Annotated in this window: 16 protein-coding genes and 1 pseudogene; 14 read left to right on the top strand and 3 right to left on the bottom strand. The window is 70.5% G+C overall.

Features of this window, described 5'->3' with window-relative positions; all coding sequences use genetic code 11:
* Positions 1–197 (top strand): annotated as a pseudogene (locus AQJ67_RS41015) (hypothetical protein); the annotation flags it as partial.
* A gap of 223 nt (positions 198–420) precedes the next feature.
* On the opposite strand, the gene AQJ67_RS41010 reads toward AQJ67_RS41015, so the two are convergent.
* Entirely contained in the window at positions 421–2040 is a 1620-nt protein-coding gene (locus tag AQJ67_RS41010) for a recombinase family protein (RefSeq protein WP_107123119.1), read from the bottom strand.
* Positions 2041–2305: 265 nt separating this feature from the next.
* A complete protein-coding gene (locus AQJ67_RS41005) occupies positions 2306–2725 on the bottom strand; it encodes a DUF7144 family membrane protein (RefSeq protein WP_244190772.1) in 420 nt (139 codons plus the stop codon).
* A 404-nt stretch (positions 2726–3129) separates the two neighbouring features.
* Here AQJ67_RS41005 and AQJ67_RS41000 point away from each other — a divergent pair, with 404 nt between their 5' ends.
* The gene (locus AQJ67_RS41000; protein WP_079056505.1) at positions 3130–5139 is read left to right on the top strand and encodes a DUF11 domain-containing protein; all 2010 of its coding nucleotides are present in this window, start codon (positions 3130–3132) and stop codon (positions 5137–5139) included.
* 125 nt (positions 5140–5264) lie between these two features.
* On the opposite strand, the gene AQJ67_RS40995 is transcribed toward AQJ67_RS41000, so the two are convergent.
* Positions 5265–6050, bottom strand: a complete 786-nt coding sequence (locus AQJ67_RS40995; protein ID WP_062724664.1) for a single-stranded DNA-binding protein — start codon at positions 6048–6050, stop codon at positions 5265–5267.
* A 167-nt stretch (positions 6051–6217) separates the two neighbouring features.
* On the opposite strand from AQJ67_RS40995, the gene AQJ67_RS40990 reads away from it, so the two are divergent.
* The 12 genes from AQJ67_RS40990 to obgE all read left to right on the top strand — a co-directional run bounded on the left by AQJ67_RS40990 (position 6218) and on the right by obgE (position 20798).
* Positions 6218–6772 (top strand): universal stress protein, encoded by a 555-nt coding sequence (locus AQJ67_RS40990; RefSeq protein ID WP_079056504.1) that lies wholly within the window; start codon positions 6218–6220, stop codon positions 6770–6772.
* Positions 6773–6943: 171 nt separating this feature from the next.
* Positions 6944–7978, top strand: a complete 1035-nt coding sequence (locus AQJ67_RS40985) for an NAD(P)-dependent alcohol dehydrogenase (protein WP_244190771.1) — start codon at positions 6944–6946, stop codon at positions 7976–7978.
* A 69-nt stretch (positions 7979–8047) separates the two neighbouring features.
* Positions 8048–9877 carry a glycoside hydrolase family 15 protein gene (locus AQJ67_RS40980; protein ID WP_062724661.1) on the top strand — a complete coding sequence of 610 codons (1830 nt, stop codon included), beginning with the start codon at positions 8048–8050 and terminating at the stop codon, positions 9875–9877.
* The gene (locus tag AQJ67_RS40975) at positions 9874–11307 is read left to right on the top strand and encodes a glucose-6-phosphate dehydrogenase (RefSeq protein ID WP_062724659.1); all 1434 of its coding nucleotides are present in this window, start codon (positions 9874–9876) and stop codon (positions 11305–11307) included. The genes AQJ67_RS40980 and AQJ67_RS40975 overlap by 4 nt, the downstream gene beginning before the upstream one ends.
* 11 nt (positions 11308–11318) lie before the next feature.
* Positions 11319–11858 (top strand): gluconokinase, encoded by a 540-nt coding sequence (locus AQJ67_RS40970; RefSeq protein WP_079056503.1) that lies wholly within the window; start codon positions 11319–11321, stop codon positions 11856–11858.
* 45 nt (positions 11859–11903) lie between these two features.
* Positions 11904–12119 (top strand): peptidase dimerization domain-containing protein, encoded by a 216-nt coding sequence (locus tag AQJ67_RS40965; RefSeq protein ID WP_062724655.1) that lies wholly within the window; start codon positions 11904–11906, stop codon positions 12117–12119.
* Between the two features lie 39 nt (positions 12120–12158).
* On the top strand, positions 12159–13274 hold the full coding sequence (locus AQJ67_RS40960; RefSeq protein ID WP_062724654.1) for a hypothetical protein: 1116 nt from the start codon (positions 12159–12161) through the stop codon (positions 13272–13274).
* A gap of 48 nt (positions 13275–13322) precedes the next feature.
* Positions 13323–14105 carry a TIGR03936 family radical SAM-associated protein gene (locus tag AQJ67_RS40955; protein ID WP_062724652.1) on the top strand — a complete coding sequence of 261 codons (783 nt, stop codon included), beginning with the start codon at positions 13323–13325 and terminating at the stop codon, positions 14103–14105.
* 262 nt (positions 14106–14367) lie between these two features.
* Positions 14368–18420: an Rne/Rng family ribonuclease gene (locus AQJ67_RS40950; RefSeq protein WP_062724649.1), complete on the top strand. Its 4053-nt coding sequence runs from the start codon at positions 14368–14370 to the stop codon at positions 18418–18420.
* Between the two features lie 236 nt (positions 18421–18656).
* Complete coding sequence (rplU, locus tag AQJ67_RS40945) at positions 18657–18977, top strand: 50S ribosomal protein L21 (RefSeq protein WP_007381993.1); 321 nt, start codon at positions 18657–18659, stop codon at positions 18975–18977.
* Between the two features lie 14 nt (positions 18978–18991).
* On the top strand, positions 18992–19246 hold the full coding sequence (gene rpmA / locus AQJ67_RS40940; RefSeq protein ID WP_003990207.1) for a 50S ribosomal protein L27: 255 nt from the start codon (positions 18992–18994) through the stop codon (positions 19244–19246).
* 106 nt (positions 19247–19352) lie between these two features.
* Positions 19353–20798 carry a GTPase ObgE gene (obgE, locus tag AQJ67_RS40935; protein ID WP_062724647.1) on the top strand — a complete coding sequence of 482 codons (1446 nt, stop codon included), beginning with the start codon at positions 19353–19355 and terminating at the stop codon, positions 20796–20798.
* The last annotated feature ends 31 nt before the right edge of the window (positions 20799–20829 follow it).

Raw genomic sequence — 20829 nt, 5'->3', positions numbered from 1 at the left:
AACATCGTCAGGGCGACACCAGGCGCACGGACGGCCCGGACGCGGTCACGGAATCGGCCTGGCGCTACGTCGGCTCCGGATACACCCCCGGCGAGTCGGACGTTGCCTTTGGCATCGCCGAAGACATCGCCATAAACCGCCAACTGGCCAAGGAGGCGCGGGAGGACGCGGAGCAGTGGGGGGAGTGGGGGCCGTGACTGTCATCGCCCCCGAACCGTCTGCTCAAGCTTCGTTGCTCCCGTGCTCGTCACGAACCCACGCGGCGCGAAGTGCGGGCGCGATCGAGAGCGAGATTGTGATCATCGACGACGACGGTACTGAAGAACCGTTCGATCCCTCGTCGTGGTTCTCGTAAGAGAAGGGGCCGCCTCCCCGAATCCATCGGGTAGGCGGCCCCATGCGTGCGTCGCCTGCTCCGTGTCAGAAGGCTTCCGCGAAATCGTCTTCCTTGAGGATCAGACGCTTCCGCACATCCTTGGGAATCATGAGCTTCATGCGGATGCTCGGGGCGCGTACGCCCTTGACCTTGGTCCGCTTGATTTTGCACTTCACGCCGACCCGAAGGAGATCGGTGGCCATTGCTTCCATGCCGCCTTCCTCCCAGTGGGCCCGGAACGACTTGCCGTTGTGCACGGCCACCCATCGGTCCTTGGTGGACTCGGGGTCCATGGCCTCCAGCTTCTTGATGAGGTCGTCCAGAGTCTTCTCAGCTTTCTCCTTGGTGAACCGCGTCTTCGTGAAGCGGCCTCCGGGCTCAAGCCCGGTCATGTAGTAGCTGACGGACTCTTCGAGCTGCTGCTGTTCCTTGCGGGCCTCAGCTCCCTGGCGGTACTCGCGTGTCATGACCGGCTCGTCCCCGAGAACCTTCAGGACGTCGTTGACGAGCCTGCTGTAGACCTCTTCCGGGTTGGGAGCCCCCTGGCCCCCGCTACGGCACTTGCCGCAGCGCAGATACGCGTACGACCTACCTTTGTTGCTGGTCTTCTGCACTGTCATGTTGGTATCGCAGTCCTGGCAGATCAGGACTCCAAGGAACTTGGTAGCGCCGTCGGGGCTGCGGGTGGGCTGGTTCTTGCTTCGCCGGTCCAATGCCGTCTGAAGGCTTTCGAACTCGTCCTTCTCGAAGATCGGCTCTGCCACGCGTATCGGCTTGGCGTCGCTGCCCAGCACGATCTTCGACCGGCGCACGCCCCCGTTCTTGTCCTCTTCTACGCGATACCCCATGAGCGCCGGATTCCTGAGGCGACGGAGCAGGGTTGCCGCAGTAAGGCCCGGTCCGCAGAGCCCAGCCCGTACGAGAACCTTGACCATGCGCCGGGCGGAAGCGGGCCTTACCCTCATGGCGGCGTCACGGCACCAACGCAGTGCCCTGCGGGCGTCCTGGTCGATGACGAGCACGACCTTGCCGCTCTCGTCCTCTGCCGTCTCGTATCCATAGGTGGGCTTGCCCACAAGCCATTCGCTCTGCGTCTTGGTGTAGTCCCAGAGACTCGCGACACGCGTGCTCGTGTTCGCGGCTTCGATCTCGGCGATGCCACCGACGATCGTGACCATGATCTTCCCGGCCGTCGTGGTCAGGTCGATCGAGTCGTTCTTGGAGACGAGGTTCTTCCCGTACTTCAGGCACCAGTCGATCATGGTGCTCAGGTCCGTGAGCCTGCGTACGAAGCGGTCCAGCTTCCAGAACAGGATCTGGTCGAACTCCGGCGCCCGGTTGTTGAGCCAGTCCCCTAGCTCCTTGCGCTTCCACGGCGGGACCTTCGTAGCCGAGACGTTCAGGTCGCTGGCGACACCGACCACGCGGCACCCGCGCTCCCTGGCGAGCATGCGCAGATCGAGTTCCTGCCGTACCGGCGATGTCGTGTCGTCAGTGAGGACGGACAACCGCACGGACAGCAGCGCGCGCGGAGCGTCGTCCGGCAACAGTGCCTCCGCCCTTTTCAGCTCCTCCAGAAGTGCGAGGTCTGCCGGTGACCATTCGGCCTCCACGGCGTACTGCCTCTGGTCTGCGGTGGCTCGCGTCCTCGTTCGTTTCCCCATGTTGGCAAGGGTAACTAGGATTTTGAGCTGTTGGTTTATGGCCGCAGATGGACACGCACATCCAGATCGGCCCGACGGGCAAGAAGCTGCTGCCTCTTACGGTCAAGAACGCAGCGCCGGCGCCGAGCGGTCACTCTCACTGAGAGTGAGGACGAGGTGGCGGCCGCGCCTGCAGCGGCCGGCACTTCGACAGCTCGCCCCGCGGTGCCCTCACCGTCGCGTCGAACGCCGCTGACGGGTCCTGGAGGATCATGGACAGCCACGGTCAGAACGATGCCTGGAACCTCGTCAGCGCAAAGATGACCAGGAGGTCAAGCGTCATCACCGGGATGGCCCACAGCGGGTAGTACGGAACGAACATGAACTGGGTGATCAGGCTGACCCCTGCCGCCGCTGCACCGGCTCCGCGACCCCAGCTCTGGTTTGTCACGACTCCCATGCCGGCGATGACGAGTGCCAGTCCGACCACAATGTGAATCCAGCCCCAAGCGGTCAGGTCGAACCGATAGGCGTACTGGGACGCGGCGAACAGGTTGTCCCCGGCGATGCCGGATGCACCCATGAGGATGCTGAGCGGCCCGCTGAGCATCATCACGGCTCCGGCGAAGACGGACGCGCCGCTGAGCCTTTCGCTGCTGTCTGGCCCCCGCTGTCCTCTCTGAGTCTCGTTCGGCATCGCTGCCATGGCCGCCACCTTCCTGTAGGCGGGGCGCCGACGTGCAACGCCCATGCGACGCCGGCCACGCTCCACTGCCAGGATCACCGCGATACCTCGGCACCGCGACTGCAACCCCCATGGGGACAGCGTGGACTCCTACCGCACTGTCCGGTGCTCGGCCCCGGGCCGGGCTGGGCCGTTTCCGGGCCGTCCGAGGTCGCTCAACGACGACCAACTGGCAGCGACGACGAACAGGGCAACGAAACGAGCGACGGCCCCCTGCGCGACCCTCACCCGTGGGGATGGAACTCGACGTCCAGTAAGCCCAGCTCAGCCTGCCGTAAGGACCTTGCCGCAACGGTTCCCACAGGCTTTGGGCTGTCACTGGACGCGGCGATCCGCCGCGCGGCAACGAGGGGCAGGAAGCCCGTATGCACACATTCACATCTGGTCTGCGAAGAGCACTGGGGCGAACCGGCATCGCGGTGGCCACGGGCCTGGCGCTCGTGCTGACCGCGCCCGGAGCCGCGCTCGCCGCACCGGGCGACCTCGATCCGAGTTTCGACGGTGACGGCAGAGTCGTCACCGACTTCGGCGGCTACGACGAGAGCCGTGACATGGCGCTGCAGCCCGACGGCAAGATCGTCACCGTAGGTCTCTTCCAGCCCTACGAAAGCGGAGAGGTCGACTTCGGCCTCGCCCGTTACAACCCCAACGGGACTCTGGACCCCGGATTCGGGACCGGCGGCAGGGTGATCACCGACGTTCGCGGCAGTGAGGACTACGCCAACGGGGTGGCGGTGCAGGCCGACGGCAAGATCGTCGTGGTCGGCCGCACACCGGACCCCGAGACCCTGTTCCCCGAGTTCACCGTGGTCCGTTACAACCCTGATGGGACCCTGGACACCGGTTTCGGGACCGGCGGTACGGTGGTCACGGAGTTCGGGACGGGTGGGCCGGCCGAGGCGTTCTCCGTAGAAGTGCAGGCCGACGGCGGGATTGTCGCTGTAGGCAGTAGCGGCCCCGCCTTCGCGCTGGCCCGTTACAACGGCGACGGCAGCCTCGACACCGGCTTCGACGGCGACGGCAGGGTCACCACCGCCTTTGCGGGCGGCGCGGCGACCGCCTTCGACGTGGCGTTGCAGTCGGACGGGAAGATCGTCGCTGCCGGTCGCGCGGGGTACAACTATCCGGCCAACGCCTCCGATTTCGCGCTCGCGCGCTACAACGGCGACGGCAGCCTCGACACCGGCTTTGACGCCGATGGCAGGGTGACCACCGCCTTCGCCGATGCCGATGTGATCGGTGGAGTGGCGTTGCAGTCCGACGGAAAGATCGTCGTCGCAGGTTTCAGCGACTTCGACTTCGCCCTGGCCCGTTACAACCCCACCGGCACCCTCGACAGCGGCTTCAGCGGCGACGGCAAAGTCACCACCGACTTCGGGAGCGGAACCCTGGACAGGGGTACCGACCTGGCGTTGCAGTCCGACGGGCAGATCGTCGCCGTGGGGATGAGTCAGGCCGAATTCGCGGTGGCCAGGTACAACCCCGACGGCAACCTGGACGGCGGCTTCGGAACCGGCGGCAAGGTGACCACCGATGTTGCCAACGGCTTCTTCGACACAGCCAGCGCGGTGGCGTTGCAGCCCGACGGAAAGATCCTCGTCTCCGGCAACACCGGCGACGACCGCGGCCTGGTCCGGTACCAGGTGGCCGCCACACCTCCGCCACCGTCCGGCGTGGACCTGTCGGTCAGGAAGACCGGTCCCACCACGGTCAGCATCGGCGACCGGCCCACGTACAGCGTGACCGTGACCAACAACAGCACCACGACCTCCGCCACCGGCGTCTCCCTGTCCGAGACGCTCAGCGGCCCCGCCGCCTCGGTCGTTTCGGCGACGCCCAGCAGGGGCACCTGCACCGTCACGGCCACCAGCGCGAGCTGCTCCCTGGGCACCCTCGCGCCCGGCGCCAGCGCCACGGTGCAGATCGCGGCCGAGCCGCGGGCCACCGGCGCCCTCTCCGACCGGGCCACGGTCGGCGCCACACAATCCGACCCGGACTCGGGCAACAACACCGCCACGGCGACTACCACGGTGAACAACGCACGTGGTTGCACCCGCGTCGGAACCAGCGGCAACGACACCCTCAACGGCACGTTCGGCCCCGACGTGATCTGCGCTCTCGGAGGGGACGACACCGTCAACGCCGGCTTCGGCGGTGACACCGTGTACGGCGGTTACGGCAACGATCGCCTCGACGGCAGCTCCGGAAACGACGTCCTCAACGGGGGCCCTGGCAATGACAACCTGATCGGCAACGACGGCAACGACAGCCTCAACACCGTCGACAACGTGTCCGGCAACGACACCGCCAACGGCGGCTCCGGCACGGACACCTGCACGACGGACTCGGGCGACACCCGGATCAGCTGCCCCTAGGCAAGGGTTCTGCAGCTTGGGTGTGGTGGCTCGCGAGCCGAAACGTGGCTGGTGGCAGCTACGTGGCCGCACGTCACGGCCCCCGACCGACGCTCCGGTCAGGGGCCGTCGCACCTCTCCGGGTACTACTGGACGTCCACGAAGTCGCCGGTCGCGTTGACCGCCGGAGTCGTCGCGGTGCCCGCGAAGCTGTAGCGGAAGTAGCCGTCGGTGGAGGCGGTGACGGTCGTCTTGAGGTTGCCCGTCGAGTTGGACTTGATCGTCTTCACCGTGGTGTAGGTGGTGCTGCCCTTTTTGCGGAACTGAAGCTTCACCGGCTGGTTGGTGTAGCCGTGGTACTGGTTGTCCTCCCAGTTGGCCCGGGAGAGCTTGCCGGTGACGGTGATGGTCCTGCCCTTCTTCACCGGCTCCGGCGAGGCGTTGACCGTCAGCTTCGAGTAGCGCTGCACCTTGAACGTGGTGGCGGCGTCCCGGTGGATGTAGTCGTAGTCGTGGGCGGAGACCAGGGTGGCGAGGTTCCAGGTGGCCGCCGCCGCGTTGTTGACGAAGCCGGTCGCGGCCTGCGGGTCGAAGGTCAGCGTGCCGGTGCAGGTCGAGGTGGTGGCGCTCGCCTTGACGCAGGTGATGTCGCCGTCGTCGTACCAGATCTGCGCGTAGTTCGGCTTGGGGCCGAAGGCGCTGATGTACGTGGTCTCGACGATGCCCGAATCGTCGGAGGCGGTCACGGAGACCTTGGCGGACACCACGTTGGTGGTGCCGACCACGACCGGCTTGCCGCCGTTGACGACGACCTTGTCGATCGTGATGTTGCCCGAACCGCCGTCCGTCGCCTGGGCGGCGGTCGCACCGGTCGCGGTGGTGACCAGCACGACGCCGGTGCCGAGCAGGGCCAGGCGCATGGTTGCGCGCATGAACGTCCCCCCATGGAGTTCTTGTTGGATCAACGGGAGCGTACGGCGTTGGCCAGAGGTTCACCACGTTGTTGTTGCCTGCGGCCGGTCCCGGTCGCGGGCGGCGTAACCGGACCCGACGATGGGGACAAGGCCCGGCCCCCTTCGGATCCGGCGAGGAGGAAACCATGGCTGACCAGCGCGACGGGGCGGACCGCATCGTGGTCGGGGTGGACGGGTCGGACGCGTCGAAGCAGGCCCTTCGGTGGGCGGTGCGGCAGGCGGAGCTCACGCGGGGCGAGGTGCTGGCGGTGACCGCCTGGGACATGCCGCAGTTTCACGGCGCGCTCGGCTGGCTGCCGCCGTCGAGCAGCGACGAGGGGGCGCTGGAGGGCCGGGCACGTGACGACCTCAAGCGGGTCGTCGAGGAGACCGTGGGGGCGCGGCCACCGGTGGAGGTGCGTACCGAGGTGCACTACGGCACCCCCGCCAGCGTGCTCCTCCGTATGGCCAGGGACGCGTCCCTGCTGGTGGTTGGCAGCCGGGGGCTCGGGGGGTTCGCTGGGCTGCTGTTGGGATCCGTCGCCCAGCACTGTGCGCAGCACGCGGCCTGTCCGGTCGTCGTGTTCCGGGAAGGGGTCGGCGCTGGTGGCGGGGAGAGTGGCGGTGGCGGTGGCGGTGACGGTGACGGGGAGGGCGACGGTGACGGGGAGGGCGACGGTGGCGGTGGCGGTGGACGGTGAGTCCGGTCCGCGTCCCGGCATACGGCTCCCGCCGCGGCCGGCGGCTCCCGATGTCACCGGAACGCACTACCGACCCGGCTCCCGGATCGCGATCCCCCGCGATCCCCGGGACCGTGGTGAGGACAGCGGTGTGCGGCGGCAGGAGGGACGGGGCGGTTGAAGGCGTTCGTCATGAAGGAGATCGGGCGGGTGGGCTTCATGGACAAGCCCGTCCCGCGGCTGGGTCCGGGCGACGCCCTGGTGCGGACGACCCGGGCCCTGATCTGTACCTCCGACTCCCATACCGTCCAGGGCGGTATCGGTCCCCGGGAGAATCTGACGCTGGGGCACGAGGCGGTCGGCGTCGTGGAGGCCGTGGGGAGCGAGGTGAAGGACTTCCGGCCCGGCGCCCGTGTGCTGGTCGGGGCCATCACTCCGGACTGGGGCGATCCTGCCTCGCAGAACGGCTTTCCCTCACAGTCCGGCGCGCCGCTCGGCGGATTCAAGTTCGTGAATTCCAAGGACGGCGTCTTCGCCGACTTCTTTCACGTCAACGACGCCGACGCCAATCTCGCGGAGATCCCGGACGACATTCCCGACGCGGCGGCGGTGTATTGCGCCGACATGATGTCCACCGGATTCATGGGGGCCGAGCACGGAAACATCCCGGTGGGCGGGACCGTCGCCGTTCTCGCCCAGGGGCCGGTGGGCCTGATGGCGACTGCAGGGGCCAGGCTCCTCGGCGCCGGGCTGGTCATCGGGGTCGAGTCGGTCCCCAGCCGGCAGAAGCTCGCGCAGATGTACGGCGCGGACGAGGTCGTCGACTTCACCAAGCAGGACGTCGTCGAGCGGGTTCTCGAACTGACCGACGGACAGGGAGTCGACACCGCCATCGAGGCGCTCGGCGCCGACGTGACCTTCCAGACCGCGGTCAAGGTCACCAAGCCCGGCGGCACGATCTCCAACACCGGCTATTTCGGCGAAGGGGAGTTCGTGCGCATTCCGCGCGTCGAATGGGGCGTCGGCATGGCGGACAAGACGATCCGTACGGGACTCTGCCCCGGCGGAAGACTGCGTATGGAACGACTGCTGCGGGTGCTCGGGAGCCAGCGCGTCGATCCGTCGCACCTGACGACCCACGAGTTCCACTTCGACGAGATGGAGCGGGCCTTCGAGGTCGCGGACAAGAAACTCGAGGACGTCGTGAAGGTGATGATCAGCTTCTAGGGAACCCCCTCTAACCCCCTCTCCACCCTTCAGGGCACCGGTCTCTCGCCATCGCCGAAACGAGGCGGCATGCACGATCCCGATCCACCGTTCCGGCCGATCCGTCGGCGGGAGGGCTACCTGCCGCTGGAGGACCTCGGGCTCATCGGGGACGGCACGACCGCCGCGCTGGTCGGCCTGGACGGGTCGATCTCGTGGATGTGCCTGCCGAGGTTCGACTCCGACCCGCTGTTCTGCGGCCTGCTGGATCACGCACGGGGCGGGCACTTCACCGTGGCGCCGGAAGATCTGGTCGAGGCGCGACAGCGCTACGAACCGGACACCGGCGTACTGACCACCGAACTGCGCGCTCCCACCGGCCTGGTGCGCGTCACCGACGCGCTGACCCTGCGCTCTGGCGCCGACCTCACCGACGACGCCCCGGCCGGCCGGTCCGAACTCGTGCGGTCCGCGGTCGTCCTGGACGGGCACGTCCGGCTGCGAGCGGACCTGGAGCCCCGCGGCGGCGCGCGGACCCGGACCCTGTTCAGCGGACTGGAGGTGCGCCCCTCCCGGCGACCGGACCTGCGCCTGCACCTGCGGTCCAACCGCCCCCTGACCGGCCTGCGCAGCACCCACGACCTGCGCCAGGGCGACCGCCTCGACCTCGTGCTGTCCTGGGGCCGCATCCACCGTCACCACCGCCTCGACACCGACGCGACCCTGCGCGCGACCGTCGACGCCTGGCACCGCTGGATGCGGCACTTCGACTACGACGGCCCAGAGGAACCCCTGGTCAGACGGGCCGCGTTGACGCTGAAGACGTGCGACGACTGGGTCAACGGCTCGCTCGTCGCCGCCCCCACCTCCTCCCTGCCCGCCCCCATCGGCGGGATCCGCAACTGGGACTACCGCTACGCCTGGATCCGCGACGCCGCCTTCGCCGTGTTCGCGCTGCGCCGCATCGGCTTCCGCGGCGAGGCCGACGCCTTCCTCGGCTGGGTGCTCGACGCCTTCGAGTACAGCCGGCGGCCACGGATCATGTACGACCTGCGGGGCGCACCCGTGCCGGACGAGGTCGAGGACCGCGAGCTGGAGGGCTATCAGCGCTCCGGCCCGGTGCGCTGGGGCAACGGCGCCGCCGACCAGCGCCAGCACGACGTGTACGGCGAGATCCTGGACTGCGCCGACCAGTGGCTGCGCAGCGGCGGCGAGATCCAGCCCGAGCTGTGGGCGAGCCTGGCCGCGCTGGCCGACACCGCCGAGCGGGCCTGGCGTCAGCCCGACCAGGGCATCTGGGAGGTGCGCAGCGAGGGCCGGGCGTTCACGTACTCGGTCGGGCTGTGCCAGGTGGCGCTGGACCGGGCCGCGCAGATGGGGGAGCGGCTGGCCCTGCCCGGGCGGGTCGCCCAGTGGCGGGCCTCGGCAGAGGAACTGCGCCGGCTCATCCTGGAGCAGTCCTGGGACGAGCGGGCCCGGACCCTCAGCGCCCACCTGGACGGCGGCGGCGTCCTGGACGCCAGCCTGCTCGCGCTCCCGCTGCGCCATGTGGTGCCGGCCGATCACCCGAGGATGGTGGCGACCACCACGGCCGTCGCCGAGCGCCTCTCGGCGGGCGACGGGCTCCTCTACCGCTATCTGCACGGGGAGTCACCCGACGGCCTGGCCGGCGACGAGGGTGCCTTCGTGCTGTGCAGCTTCTGGCTGGTCGACAACCTGACCGGCCAGGGCAGGATCGACGAGGCCGAAGAGCTGTACGCCTCGCTGTGCGCCCGGGCGAGCCCGCTGGGGCTGCTGTCGGAGCAGATCAACCCGTCCACAGGAGAGTTCATGGGCAACTTCCCTCAGGCGTTCAGCCATATCGGGGTCATCGCCAGCGGCGTGAACCTGGCCCGGGTGAGGGCGGGGGCGCCGGCATGATCGACCGGCTCGTCGTCTTCGGCGCGACAGGGGACCTCACGGCCCGCTACCTGCTGCCGGCGCTGGCCGCCCTCCAGGAGGCGGGACATCTGGGCGACGGGTTCCAGCTGACCGGCGCGAGCAGGGAGGACTGGAGCAGCGCACAGTTCCGGGAGTGGATGGCCGCCCAGCTGGACCGGCACGGCGGGACGTATCCGGCCGGGGCGCGGGAGGCGGTCGTGGACGGCGCCCGCTATGTGCGGGCCGACGTCACCAGCTCCGCCGACATCGCCGCGGCCGTCGCCGGGGACGGGCCGGTCGCCGTCTATCTCGCCCTCCCGCCGGCCCTCTTCCCCCGCGCGGTCACCGCGCTGCACGAGGCGGGCCTGCCGAAGGGGAGCCGGGTCGTGCTGGAGAAGCCGTTCGGCGAAGACCTGGCGAGCGCGCGGGAGTTGAACGGGCTGCTCGCCGACCTGGTACCGGAGCAGGCGGTGTTCCGCGTCGACCACTTCCTGGCCATGACGACCGTCCAGAACGTGCTCGGCAGCCGCCTGGCCAACCGGGTACTGGAGCCCATCTGGAACAGCACGCACATCGCCGAGGTGGAGATCACCTGGGACGAGACGCTCGCGCTGGAAGGCAGGGCCGGCTACTACGACCACGTCGGCGCGCTCAAGGACATGATCCAGAACCACCTCCTCCAACTGCTCTGCCTGGTCGCCATGGAACCCCCGATCACCCTCGGCGAACGCGACCTGCGCGACCGGAAGGTCGACGTGCTCCGGTCGGTGCGGCTGCTGACCGAGTACGACGTCGTGCACCGCACCCGCCGCGCGCGCTATCTGGCCGGCCGGATCGGTGACCGCGACATTCCGGCCTACGTCGACGAGGAGGGCGTGAGCAGCGAACGCCGTACCGAGACCTTCGCCGAGGTGGAGCTGGAACTGGACAGCTGGCGCTGGGCCGGCACCACCTTCCGGCTGCGCAGCGGCAAGGCCCTCAACGAGGACCGCAAGGAGGTGGCGGTGCGCTTCCGCGCCGTACCCCATCTGCCGTTCGGTCCCGGCGGCGAGGCCCTGCCCAATGTGCTGCGGTTCCAGCTCGAACCGGAAGGGCTGTCCCTCGACCTGACCGGCATCGGCTCCCAGGCGCACGAGCTCACCCCGCTCTCACTGACCGCGGGCATGGAACCCCCGGACCTGCCCGCCTACGGCCGGCTCCTCCTCGACGTCCTCCAGGGAGACCCGGCCCTGTCCATCCGCGGCGACGAGGCCGAGGAGGCGTGGCGGGTCCTCGAACCCGTACTGGACGCCTGGCAGAAGGACCTCGTCCCGCTGGAGGAGTACCCGGCCGGCTCGGACGGGCCGCCGCCACCCTCGCCGTACGAGGACGGCCTCCAGCGGCGGGAGGATCTGCTGCACGAGCCGGCGGCCCCGCCGGACGACGTCTGAAGGCTCCCTCGATGCCAGAACGCGCCGGGCCGCCCCCCGGTTCCCGCCGTCACCCCCTGTGCCTCGTGGTCATAGGAGTCTCCGGTACGGGCAAGACGACCATGGCCCGCCTTCTCGCGGAGAGGCTGGACATCCCCTTCTCTGAGGCCGACGACCTGCACCCGCCGGCCAACATCGCCAAGATGTCGGCGGGCATCCCGCTCGACGACGCGGACCGCTGGCCCTGGCTGGAGTCCATCGGCCGCAGACTTCGGGAAGGCGAAGCGGCCGGCACCGGCTGCGTGGTCGCCTGCTCGGCGCTGAAGCGGCGCTACCGGGACACCCTACGCACGGCCTGCCCGAGCGCCTTCTTCCTGCATCTGACCGCCGAGCGGAAGGTGCTGGAACAGCGCCTCGGCGACCGTGCCGGCCACTTCATGCCGAAGACGCTGCTCGGCTCGCAGCTCGCCGCGCTCGAACCGCTGCAACCGGACGAACGGGGCGCCGCGCTCGACGTGGGACCGGCCCCCGAGGTGATCGCCGAGACGGCCGTCGCGCTGCTGCCGCGGTGACGAGGGGCGCTGAAGACGTCCCGCAAGGGCGTCGGACTGTTCGAGGTGACGGCGGCCGGCGTCGAGGCACACGCCGGCCTCGACCCCTACGCGGGCGCGAGCGCCGTGCACGCCCTCGCCGAAGCCGAACTGGTCACCCGGATCGCCGCCCTGGGCTCCCGGGAGCGCGGCACGACCGTCAACGTCGGCGTGATCAGACGCCGAGTAGCGCGGAGCGGCTGCTCAGGCCTCTGCTCAGTAGTTGCCGGATCGTGTCCCTGACCCGCATCCGACCAGCCGGTTCCATGCGTCTACTGGGGTATGGATCTCGAAAAGCCGCCACCACCACAGCGCCAGGAACCCCAGGGGTGCCTGGTGGTCGCGATCCGCGTTCCGGTGCGGATCGTCGTCCTCGTGCTGGTCGTGCCGGTACGGATGGCGTGGGACGCGCTCGTCGTCGCCGGACGCTTCCTGAACGACACCGTGCTCCGGCCGGTGGGTCGGGCGCTGCTGTGGCTCGGCCGGGCACTGTTCGTGTGGCCGTTCGTGGCGCTGTGGCGGTACGTCGTGGTTCCCGTGGCGCGGGGGCTGGCCTGGCTGGGGAACATCCTCTTCGTCGTGCCGCTCGTGTGGCTGTATCGGTACGTCCTGACTCCTGTCGGGCACGCGTGCGCGTGGGTGGCGCGGGGGATCGGGGCCGGCCTGGGATGGCTCTACGCGCGCGTGCTCACCCCGATGGGGCACGCGGTGATGTGGGTCCTGCGCGGCCTAGGCACCGTACTCGCCGCGATCGGGCTCGGCATCTTCGCCGCGGTGGCCTGGCTGACGCGGTACCTCCTCGTCGTCCCCGCACGGTGGGTGTACGAGTGGATCCTCACACCGGTCGGACACGCCGTCGCCTGGTGCGCCAGGGGTCTCGTGTGGCTCCTGAGCACGATCGTCACCGGCATCGGAATCGCCCTGTACTGGACCGCCCGCGTGCTGTTCGTACTGCCCGCGCTGGCCCTGTACCGCTGGGTCCTCGCACCCGTCGGCCGCGTGCTCGCCGTCGTCGGCAAGGAGATCTGGGACGCGCTCGGACATGCCTGGCGGGTCGCCGGACGGATCTCGCTCGCCGTCGGACGGTTCCTCGCGAGCCTCTTCCGGTGGACCTTCGTGGAGCCGGTGCGCTGGGTGTACCGGACGGTGCTCACACCGGCCGGCCACGTCGTCCGGGACGCGGTGCTGCGGCCCGTCGCCGAGGCCGCGCGCAGTGTGGGACGGGCCACCCGGCAGGCCCTCACCGCCGCCCGCGAGTCCGTACGGCAGGCGCGGGCCGACTTCCGGCGGATGCTCTTCGGCGAGCCGAAGCAGCCGGAAGCAGTCGCCCGGCGGGAACCTCTGGGCCGCGAGACACGTACTCTTGGTAGCAGTACGACCGCTCTCACGAAGGACTGAACGACACTGGGCAAGCGACAGCCCGTAGGCCCGCCGCCCGCACCCGCGGTGCAGCGCATCCGACTGCGCTACACCAAGCGCGGCCGCCTCCGGTTCACCAGCCACCGTGACTTCCAGCGCGCCTTCGAGCGTGCGCTGCGCCGTGCCGAGGTGCCCATGGCGTACTCGGCGGGGTTCACGCCGCATCCGAAGGTGTCGTACGCCAATGCCGCACCCACCGGCACGGGCAGTGAGGCGGAGTACCTGGAGATCGCGCTCACCGAGGCGCGCGACCCGGAGCAGCTGAGGCTGCTCCTCGACGAGTCGATGCCCGCCGGGCTCGATGTCGTCGAGTCGGTCGAGGCCCGCACCTCCGGGCTCGCCGACCGGCTCACGGCGTCCGTCTGGGAGCTGAGACTCGACGGCGTGGACCCGGCCGAGGCCGACCGCGCGGTCGCCGTCTTCAACGCAGCGGAGGCCGTCGAGGTCCAGCGCATGACCAAGAACGGCGTACGCACCTTCGACGCCCGTCCGGCGGTCGCCCACCTGGAAAGCACCAACGGAACAGAAACACACAGTACGCAGGCTGATAGGCCGACCGACCAGCCCTGTGCGATACTGCGGCTGGTTGTTCGGCACGTGACGCCTGCCGTACGACCCGACGACGTCCTGTCCGGTCTCCGCGCCGTGGCCGACCTGGCGCCGCCGGTCCCCGCAGCGGTGACCAGGCTGGCGCAGGGGCTGTTCGATGAAGAGACCGGCACGGTAACCGACCCGCTCGCGCCCGACCGCGAGGCAGCGACGGCCCCAACCGAGGCCGAGAACGCTGCCGCCGCGACGGCGCCGGCGTAAGGAAGGTTCCGCGTAGGGACGGACGTCGAAGCGCCGCCCTCGTACTCGGGAGCCACCTGGGTCGGGCAGCGCACCGACCAGAAGACTTTCGCCAGGCCGTACGCATTCGGCGTACGGAACCGGCGAGACAGGACACAGAGAGCTCCCGTGCGGCGCCCGCGCCCCGGACGGCGGCAGTCGCGCAACGCGCGAGCCGCGGACGTCACCGGCATACCGCCGGACCAGGCGCGGCGCCCGGGAGCCTGACGGGAGAAACGCCCGCATGCTCGAACCGACCGAACCCACCGAGGGTTCCGAACTGAACACTCCCAGCGACACCCTGCCGCCGCGTCGTCGGCGCCGTGCCGCGTCCCGACCGGCGGGCCCGCCGACGGCTGCCGCCGAGACCCAGCCCGCAGAGGTGGTCGAGCCAGCCATACCGGTCGCCGAGGCCGCCGATGTGGCGGCGCTGAGCGACGAGGCCGAGACGGCTGAGAAGCCGGACGAGAGCGTAGAGGCAGTCGAGGCCGAAGCGAGCGCGGAGACCGAAGCGGCAGAAGAGACGGCCGAAGAGGTCGCTGAAGCCGCACCTGCCGGCCGTACGCGTCGCCGCGCGGTGCGCCGCGCGTCCGCGCCCGCCGGGGCCCCCGCCGCCGAGGCCGCCGAGACCGTGGTCCCCGTGGCCGCCACCGCGCAGGTCGCCGAGGAGTCCCCGGCCGCGGCCGAGAGCACCGAGGTGACCGAGGAGGCGGCGCCGCCTCGCACGCGTCGTCGTGCGGTGCGCCGCGCGTCCGCCCCTGCCGGCGCCCCCGCCGCGGCCGAGGCCGCCGAGAGCGCCGCCCCCGCGGAGGTGCCGGCCGCCGCTGAAGCAGCCGCCCCCGCCGCGGCGGAGGAGACCGTCGAGGCTGCCGAGGAGGCCGCCCCGCGTCGTTCGCGTCGCCGCGCCACGCGCCGGGTGTCCGCACCCGAGAGTGCTCCGGCCGACGAGAGCGCCGAGGCGCCCGCGAGTGCCGAAGCCCCCGCCGCGGCGGAGGAGACCGTCGAGGCTGCCGAGGAGGCCGCCCCGCGTCGCTCGCGTCGCCGTGCCACCCGCCGTGTCTCGGCTCCCGCCGAGGCCGCTGCCGAGGAGGCTCCCGCCGAGACCCCGGTGACGGCGGAGACGCCCGTGACCGCCGGTACCGAGACCGAGGCCGCCGCTGTCGCCGCGCCCGCCGAGGCGCCCGCGGCCGAGGCCGACGAGGACGCCGGCCCCCGCCGTCGCCGCAGGGTCGTCCGCCGGGCCGCCGCCGGATTCGCCGCGCCCGCTCAGGCCGCCGCCGGCGACTCCCCCGAGGCTCCGCGCCCGGCGCGCCCCGCCGTGGCCGTGTTCCAGGCGCCCGTGTTCACCGAGCCGCAGTTCCAGACGCCCCAGCGGGCTGCCGCCGAGGCCGCCGCCGAGGCGGAGACGGAGGACGTGGCGGAGGACGTGGCGGAGGCGGAGGCTCAGGAGCAGCCCGCGGCCGCGCGGCGGCGTCGTCGCCGCCGTGGCGCCGGCGAGGAGACCGAGGCCAAGGCCGTCGAGACCCCCGTCGAGGACGAGACCGAGGAAGCCGACGAGGCCGCCGAGGACGCCGTCGAGGGCGAGGACTCCGACGAGACCGAGGAGACCGGCTCGCGCCGTCGCCGTCGCCGCGGTGGCCGTCGCCGTCGTCGTGGTGAGGCCTCCGACGCCGACTCCGAGGACACCGAGGGCGACGAGGCCGCTGCCGAGCAGGCCGAGCAGGACGCCGAGGACACCGCCGAGCAGGAGGAAGAGGACGACGAGGACGCCCGCGAGGAGGGCGGTGGCTCCAGTTCCAGCAGCCGTCGCCGCCGTCGCCGTCGTCGTCGCGCCGGTGACTCCGCCGTCGACACCGAGCCCGGTGACGGCGACCCCGAGCGCACCGTCGTCAAGGTCCGCGAGCCCCGCCCGAAGGCCGAGCCGTCCGACGAGGTGCAGTCCATCAAGGGCTCCACGCGTCTGGAGGCCAAGAAGCAGCGCCGCCGCGAAGGCCGTGAGCAGGGCCGCCGCCGCGTCCCGATCATCACCGAGGCCGAGTTCCTGGCCCGCCGTGAGGCCGTCGAGCGCGTGATGGTCGTCCGGCAGAGCGGCGAGCGCACGCAGATCGGCGTCCTCGAGGACAACGTGCTCGTCGAGCACTACGTCAACAAGGAGCAGGCGACCTCGTATGTCGGCAACGTCTACCTGGGCAAGGTCCAGAACGTGCTGCCGTCGATGGAGGCCGCGTTCATCGACATCGGCAAGGGCCGCAACGCCGTCCTGTACGCCGGTGAGGTCAACTTCGAGGCGCTGGGCATGGCCAACGGCCCGCGGCGCATCGAGTCCGCCCTGAAGTCCGGCCAGTCCGTGCTCGTCCAGGTGACGAAGGACCCGATCGGCCACAAGGGCGCCCGTCTGACCAGCCAGGTCTCCCTCCCGGGCCGCTACCTCGTGTACGTCCCCGAGGGCTCGATGACCGGCATCAGCCGCAAGCTGCCCGACACCGAGCGCGCCCGGCTGAAGACCATCCTCAAGAAGATCGTCCCCGAGGACGCGGGCGTCATCGTGCGCACCGCCGCCGAGGGCGCGAGCGAGGACGAGCTGCGCCGCGACGTCGAGCGCCTCCAGGCGCAGTGGGAAGAGATCCAGAAGAAGGCCAAGAACGGCAACGCCCCGACGCTGCTGTACGGCGAGCCGGACATGACCGTCCGGGTCGTCCGGGACATCTTCAACGAGGACTTCTCCAAGGTCGTCGTCAGCGGTGACGAGGGATGGGAGACCATCCACGGGTACGTCTCGCACGTCGCGCCCGACCTCGCCGACCGGCTGCAGAAGTGGACCAGCGAGGTCGACGTCTTCGCCACGTACCGGATCGACGAGCAGCTCGCCAAGGCGCTGGACCGCAAGGTCTGGCTGCCCAGCGGCGGTTCGCTGGTGATCGACCGGACCGAGGCGATGGTCGTCGTCGACGTCAACACCGGCAAGTTCACCGGCCAGGGCGGCAACCTCGAGGAGACGGTCACCAGGAACAACCTGGAGGCGGCCGAGGAGATCGTCCGCCAGCTGCGGCTGCGCGACCTCGGCGGCATCATCGTCATCGACTTCATCGACATGGTGCTGGAGTCCAACCGGGACCTGGTGCTGCGGCGCCTGCTGGAGTGCCTGGGCCGGGACCGTACGAAGCACCAGGTCGCGGAAGTGACCTCGCTGGGCCTCGTCCAGATGACCCGCAAGCGGGTCGGCCAGGGCCTGCTGGAGTCCTTCTCCGAGACCTGCGTCCACTGCAACGGCCGCGGTGTCATCGTGCACATGGAGCAGCCGACCTCCGTCGGAGGCGGCGGCAAGCGCAAGAAGCGTGCGCGGGCCGGTGCCGGTCCGGAGCACGTCCACGAGGCAGCCGTCGCCGTCGAGCCGCAGGAGACGGCCGAGGAGGAGGCGGAGACGGAGGCCGAGGTCGCCGCCGAGGCAGCCGAGCCCGCCGCGCTCCCGGAGCCCGCCTTCGCGCCGGACGAGGAGCTGTACAGCAGCGTCGCCGAGGCGGAGGCCGCGGCCGGCCGTGGTGGCCGTTCGCGCCGCCGTGGCGGTCGGCGGGCGTCCGCTCCGGCGGGTGCGCCCAGGAAGTCCGAGGCCGTTCCCACGGCCCAGGACGTGACCGTCGCCGACGAGGTCGCCCGCCCGGTGCAGCCGGAGTCGGCCGCCGAGGCGAAGGCCGAGCCGGTGGCCGTGGAGGACGCGGTCGTCGAGGCCGCGGCCAGCGAGGCCCCGGCCGTCGAGGAGGCCGCGCCCAAGGGGCGTACGCGGCGTCGCGCCACCCGCAAGGTGTCCGCGCCCGCCGGGTCGCCCGCGGGCGCAGAGGCCACCGTGGTGACCGTCGCCGAGACCGCGGCGCAGGCGCCCGAGCAGGTGGCGCAGGCCCCGGCCGAGGCTCCGGCGGAGCAGCCCGAGGCGCCGGCGGCCGAAGCGGTCGCCGAGAGTGCCGCCCCGGCCCGCCCGCGGCGCCGTGCCGTGCGCAAGGCCACCGCGCCGACCGCCTCCGAGGACACGGCCGTCGTGGTCGTCCCGGCCGCGGAGGCCGAGGCCACCGCTGAGGCCCCGGCCGCCGAGGAGGGCGTCGAGGAGACGGCTCCGGCCAAGAAGACGGCCCGTAAGACGGCCAAGAAGGCGACGGCGAAGAAGGCCGCCACCAAGAAGACCGCGGCCAAGAAGACGGTCGCGAAGAAGGCGACGGCCAAGAAGGCGGCGAAGACCGCCAAGACGGCCGCTGCCAAGTCGACGGCGAAGAAGACCACGGTCTCGGCCGCCACCGACGAGAGCTGACCCGCGGGGTGTGCGGCCGGTCCACGTGACCGGCCGCACACCTGCGGGGCCCGACCCGGTTTGACCCCCTCGGCCACGGCCCCGTAACCTTGACCGTCGGCGTGTCCGTGGATATAGGCACGCCACATCCCCGTAAACCCTTTTCCTCCGGAGCACTGGGTGCCCTGGAGAGGCTGTCCGCGTGCGGGCGGCTGGACTGCGGGGGTGCCGTTCCCGAGCGAGAGAGTGAGATCCGCGTGTACGCCATCGTGCGCAGCGGTGGTCGCCAGCACAAGGTTGCTGTCGGCGACATCGTTGAGGTTGACAAGATTTCCACTGCCAAGGTTGGCGACACGGTCGAGCTCTCGACCCTGCTCGTTGTCGACGGCGACGCTGTGACCAGTGACCCGTGGGTGCTGGCCGGCATCAAGGTCCAGGCCGAGGTCGTGGACCACCACAAGGGCGTCAAGATCGACATCCTTCGCTACAAGAACAAGACCGGCTACCGCCGTCGTCAGGGCCACCGCCAGCAGTACACGGCGATCAAGGTCACTGAGATCCCCGCGGCTGCGAAGTAAGGGACTGAGGAGAGATGGCACACAAGAAGGGCGCATCGTCCACCCGTAACGGTCGTGACTCCAACGCTCAGCGCCTCGGCGTGAAGCGCTTCGGTGGTCAGGTCGTCAACGCGGGCGAGATCCTGGTCCGTCAGCGCGGCACCCACTTCCACCCGGGCGCGGGCGTCGGCCGTGGCGGCGACGACACGCTGTTCGCCCTGGAGGCCGGTTCGGTGCAGTTCGGCACCCACCGTGGCCGCAAGGTCGTGAACATCGTTCCGGTCGCCTGATCGGAAGCTTTCGCGAGGCGGACCTCACTTCCCTCACGGGAAGCGGGTCCGCCTTTCGCGTGTTGGTTCTCAGAGAACACCCCGTACGTAACTGGAGGCACATCCCATGACCACCTTCGTGGACCGCGTCGAGCTGCATGTCGCCGCGGGTAGCGGAGGCCACGGCTGTGCCTCCGTCCACCGGGAGAAGTTCAAGCCGCTCGGCGGGCCCGACGGCGGCAACGGCGGGCGCGGCGGGGACGTGATCCTCACCGTGGACCAGTCGATCACCACGCTGCTCGACTACCACCACTCCCCGCACCGCAAGGCCACCAACGGCAAGCCCGGCGAGGGAGGCAACCGGTCCGGCAAGGACGGCCAGGACCTGGTCCTCCCCGTGCCGGACGGCACCGTCGTGCTGGACAAGGCCGGCAACGTCCTCGCCGACCTGGTCGGGCACGGCACCTCGTACGTCGCCGCGCAGGGCGGCCGGGGCGGCCTCGGAAACGCCGCGCTGGCGTCGGCCCGGCGCAAGGCGCCCGGGTTCGCGCTGCTCGGCGTGCCGGGGGACCTCCAGGACATCGTGCTGGAGCTGAAGACGGTCGCCGACGTGGCGCTCGTCGGGTACCCGAGCGCCGGCAAGTCCTCGCTGATCTCCGTGCTGAGCGCCGCCAAGCCGAAGATCGCGGACTACCCCTTCACGACGCTCGTGCCGAACCTCGGTGTGGTGACCGCCGGTTCGACCGTCTACACCATCGCCGACGTCCCCGGTCTCATCCCGGGCGCCAGCCAGGGCAAGGGCCTGGGCCTTGAGTTCCTGCGGCACGTCGAGCGGTGCAGCGTGCTCGTGCACGTCCTGGACACCGCGACGCTGGAGTCCGACCGCGACCCCGTCTCCGACCTGGACATCATCGAGGCGGAGCTGCGGGAGTACGGCGGGCTCGACAACCGCCCGCGGATCGTCGTCCTGAACAAGATCGACGTACCGGACGGCAAGGACCTCGCCGAGATGGTGCGGCCGGATCTGGAGGCCCGTGGCTACCGGGTCTTCGAGGTGTCCGCGGTCGCGCACATCGGGCTGAAGGAGCTGTCGTTCGCGCTGGCCGAGCTGGTCGGCAAGGCGCGTGCCGCGAAGCCGAAGGAAGAGGCGACGCGGATCGTGATTCGGCCGAAGGCCGTCGACGACGCCGGGTTCACCGTGACCCGCGAGGAGATCGACGGCGAGCCGCTGTTCCGGGTGCGCGGCGAGAAGCCCGAGCGCTGGGTGCGGCAGACCGACTTCAACAACGACGAGGCGGTCGGGTATCTCGCGGACCGGCTCAACAGGCTCGGTGTCGAAGAGGAGTTGATGAAGGCGGGGGCCCGCTCCGGTGACGGTGTCGCCATCGGACCCGAGGAGAACGCCGTCGTCTTCGACTGGGAGCCGACCGTGATGGCCGGCGCGGAGATGCTCGGCCGGCGTGGCGAGGACCATCGCTTCGAGGCGCCGCGGCCTGCCGCGCAGCGGCGGCGTGACAAGCAGGCAGAGCGGGACGAGGCGGCGCAGGAGTTCGACGACTTCGAGCCGTTCTGAGGAAGCGGTGGCTGAGGGGGCGCCCGGCGTT

It is taken from the genome of Streptomyces caeruleatus (assembly GCF_001514235.1).
Lineage (GTDB): Bacteria > Actinomycetota > Actinomycetes > Streptomycetales > Streptomycetaceae > Streptomyces > Streptomyces caeruleatus.
This window is presented reverse-complemented; position numbering and strand designations above follow the sequence as displayed.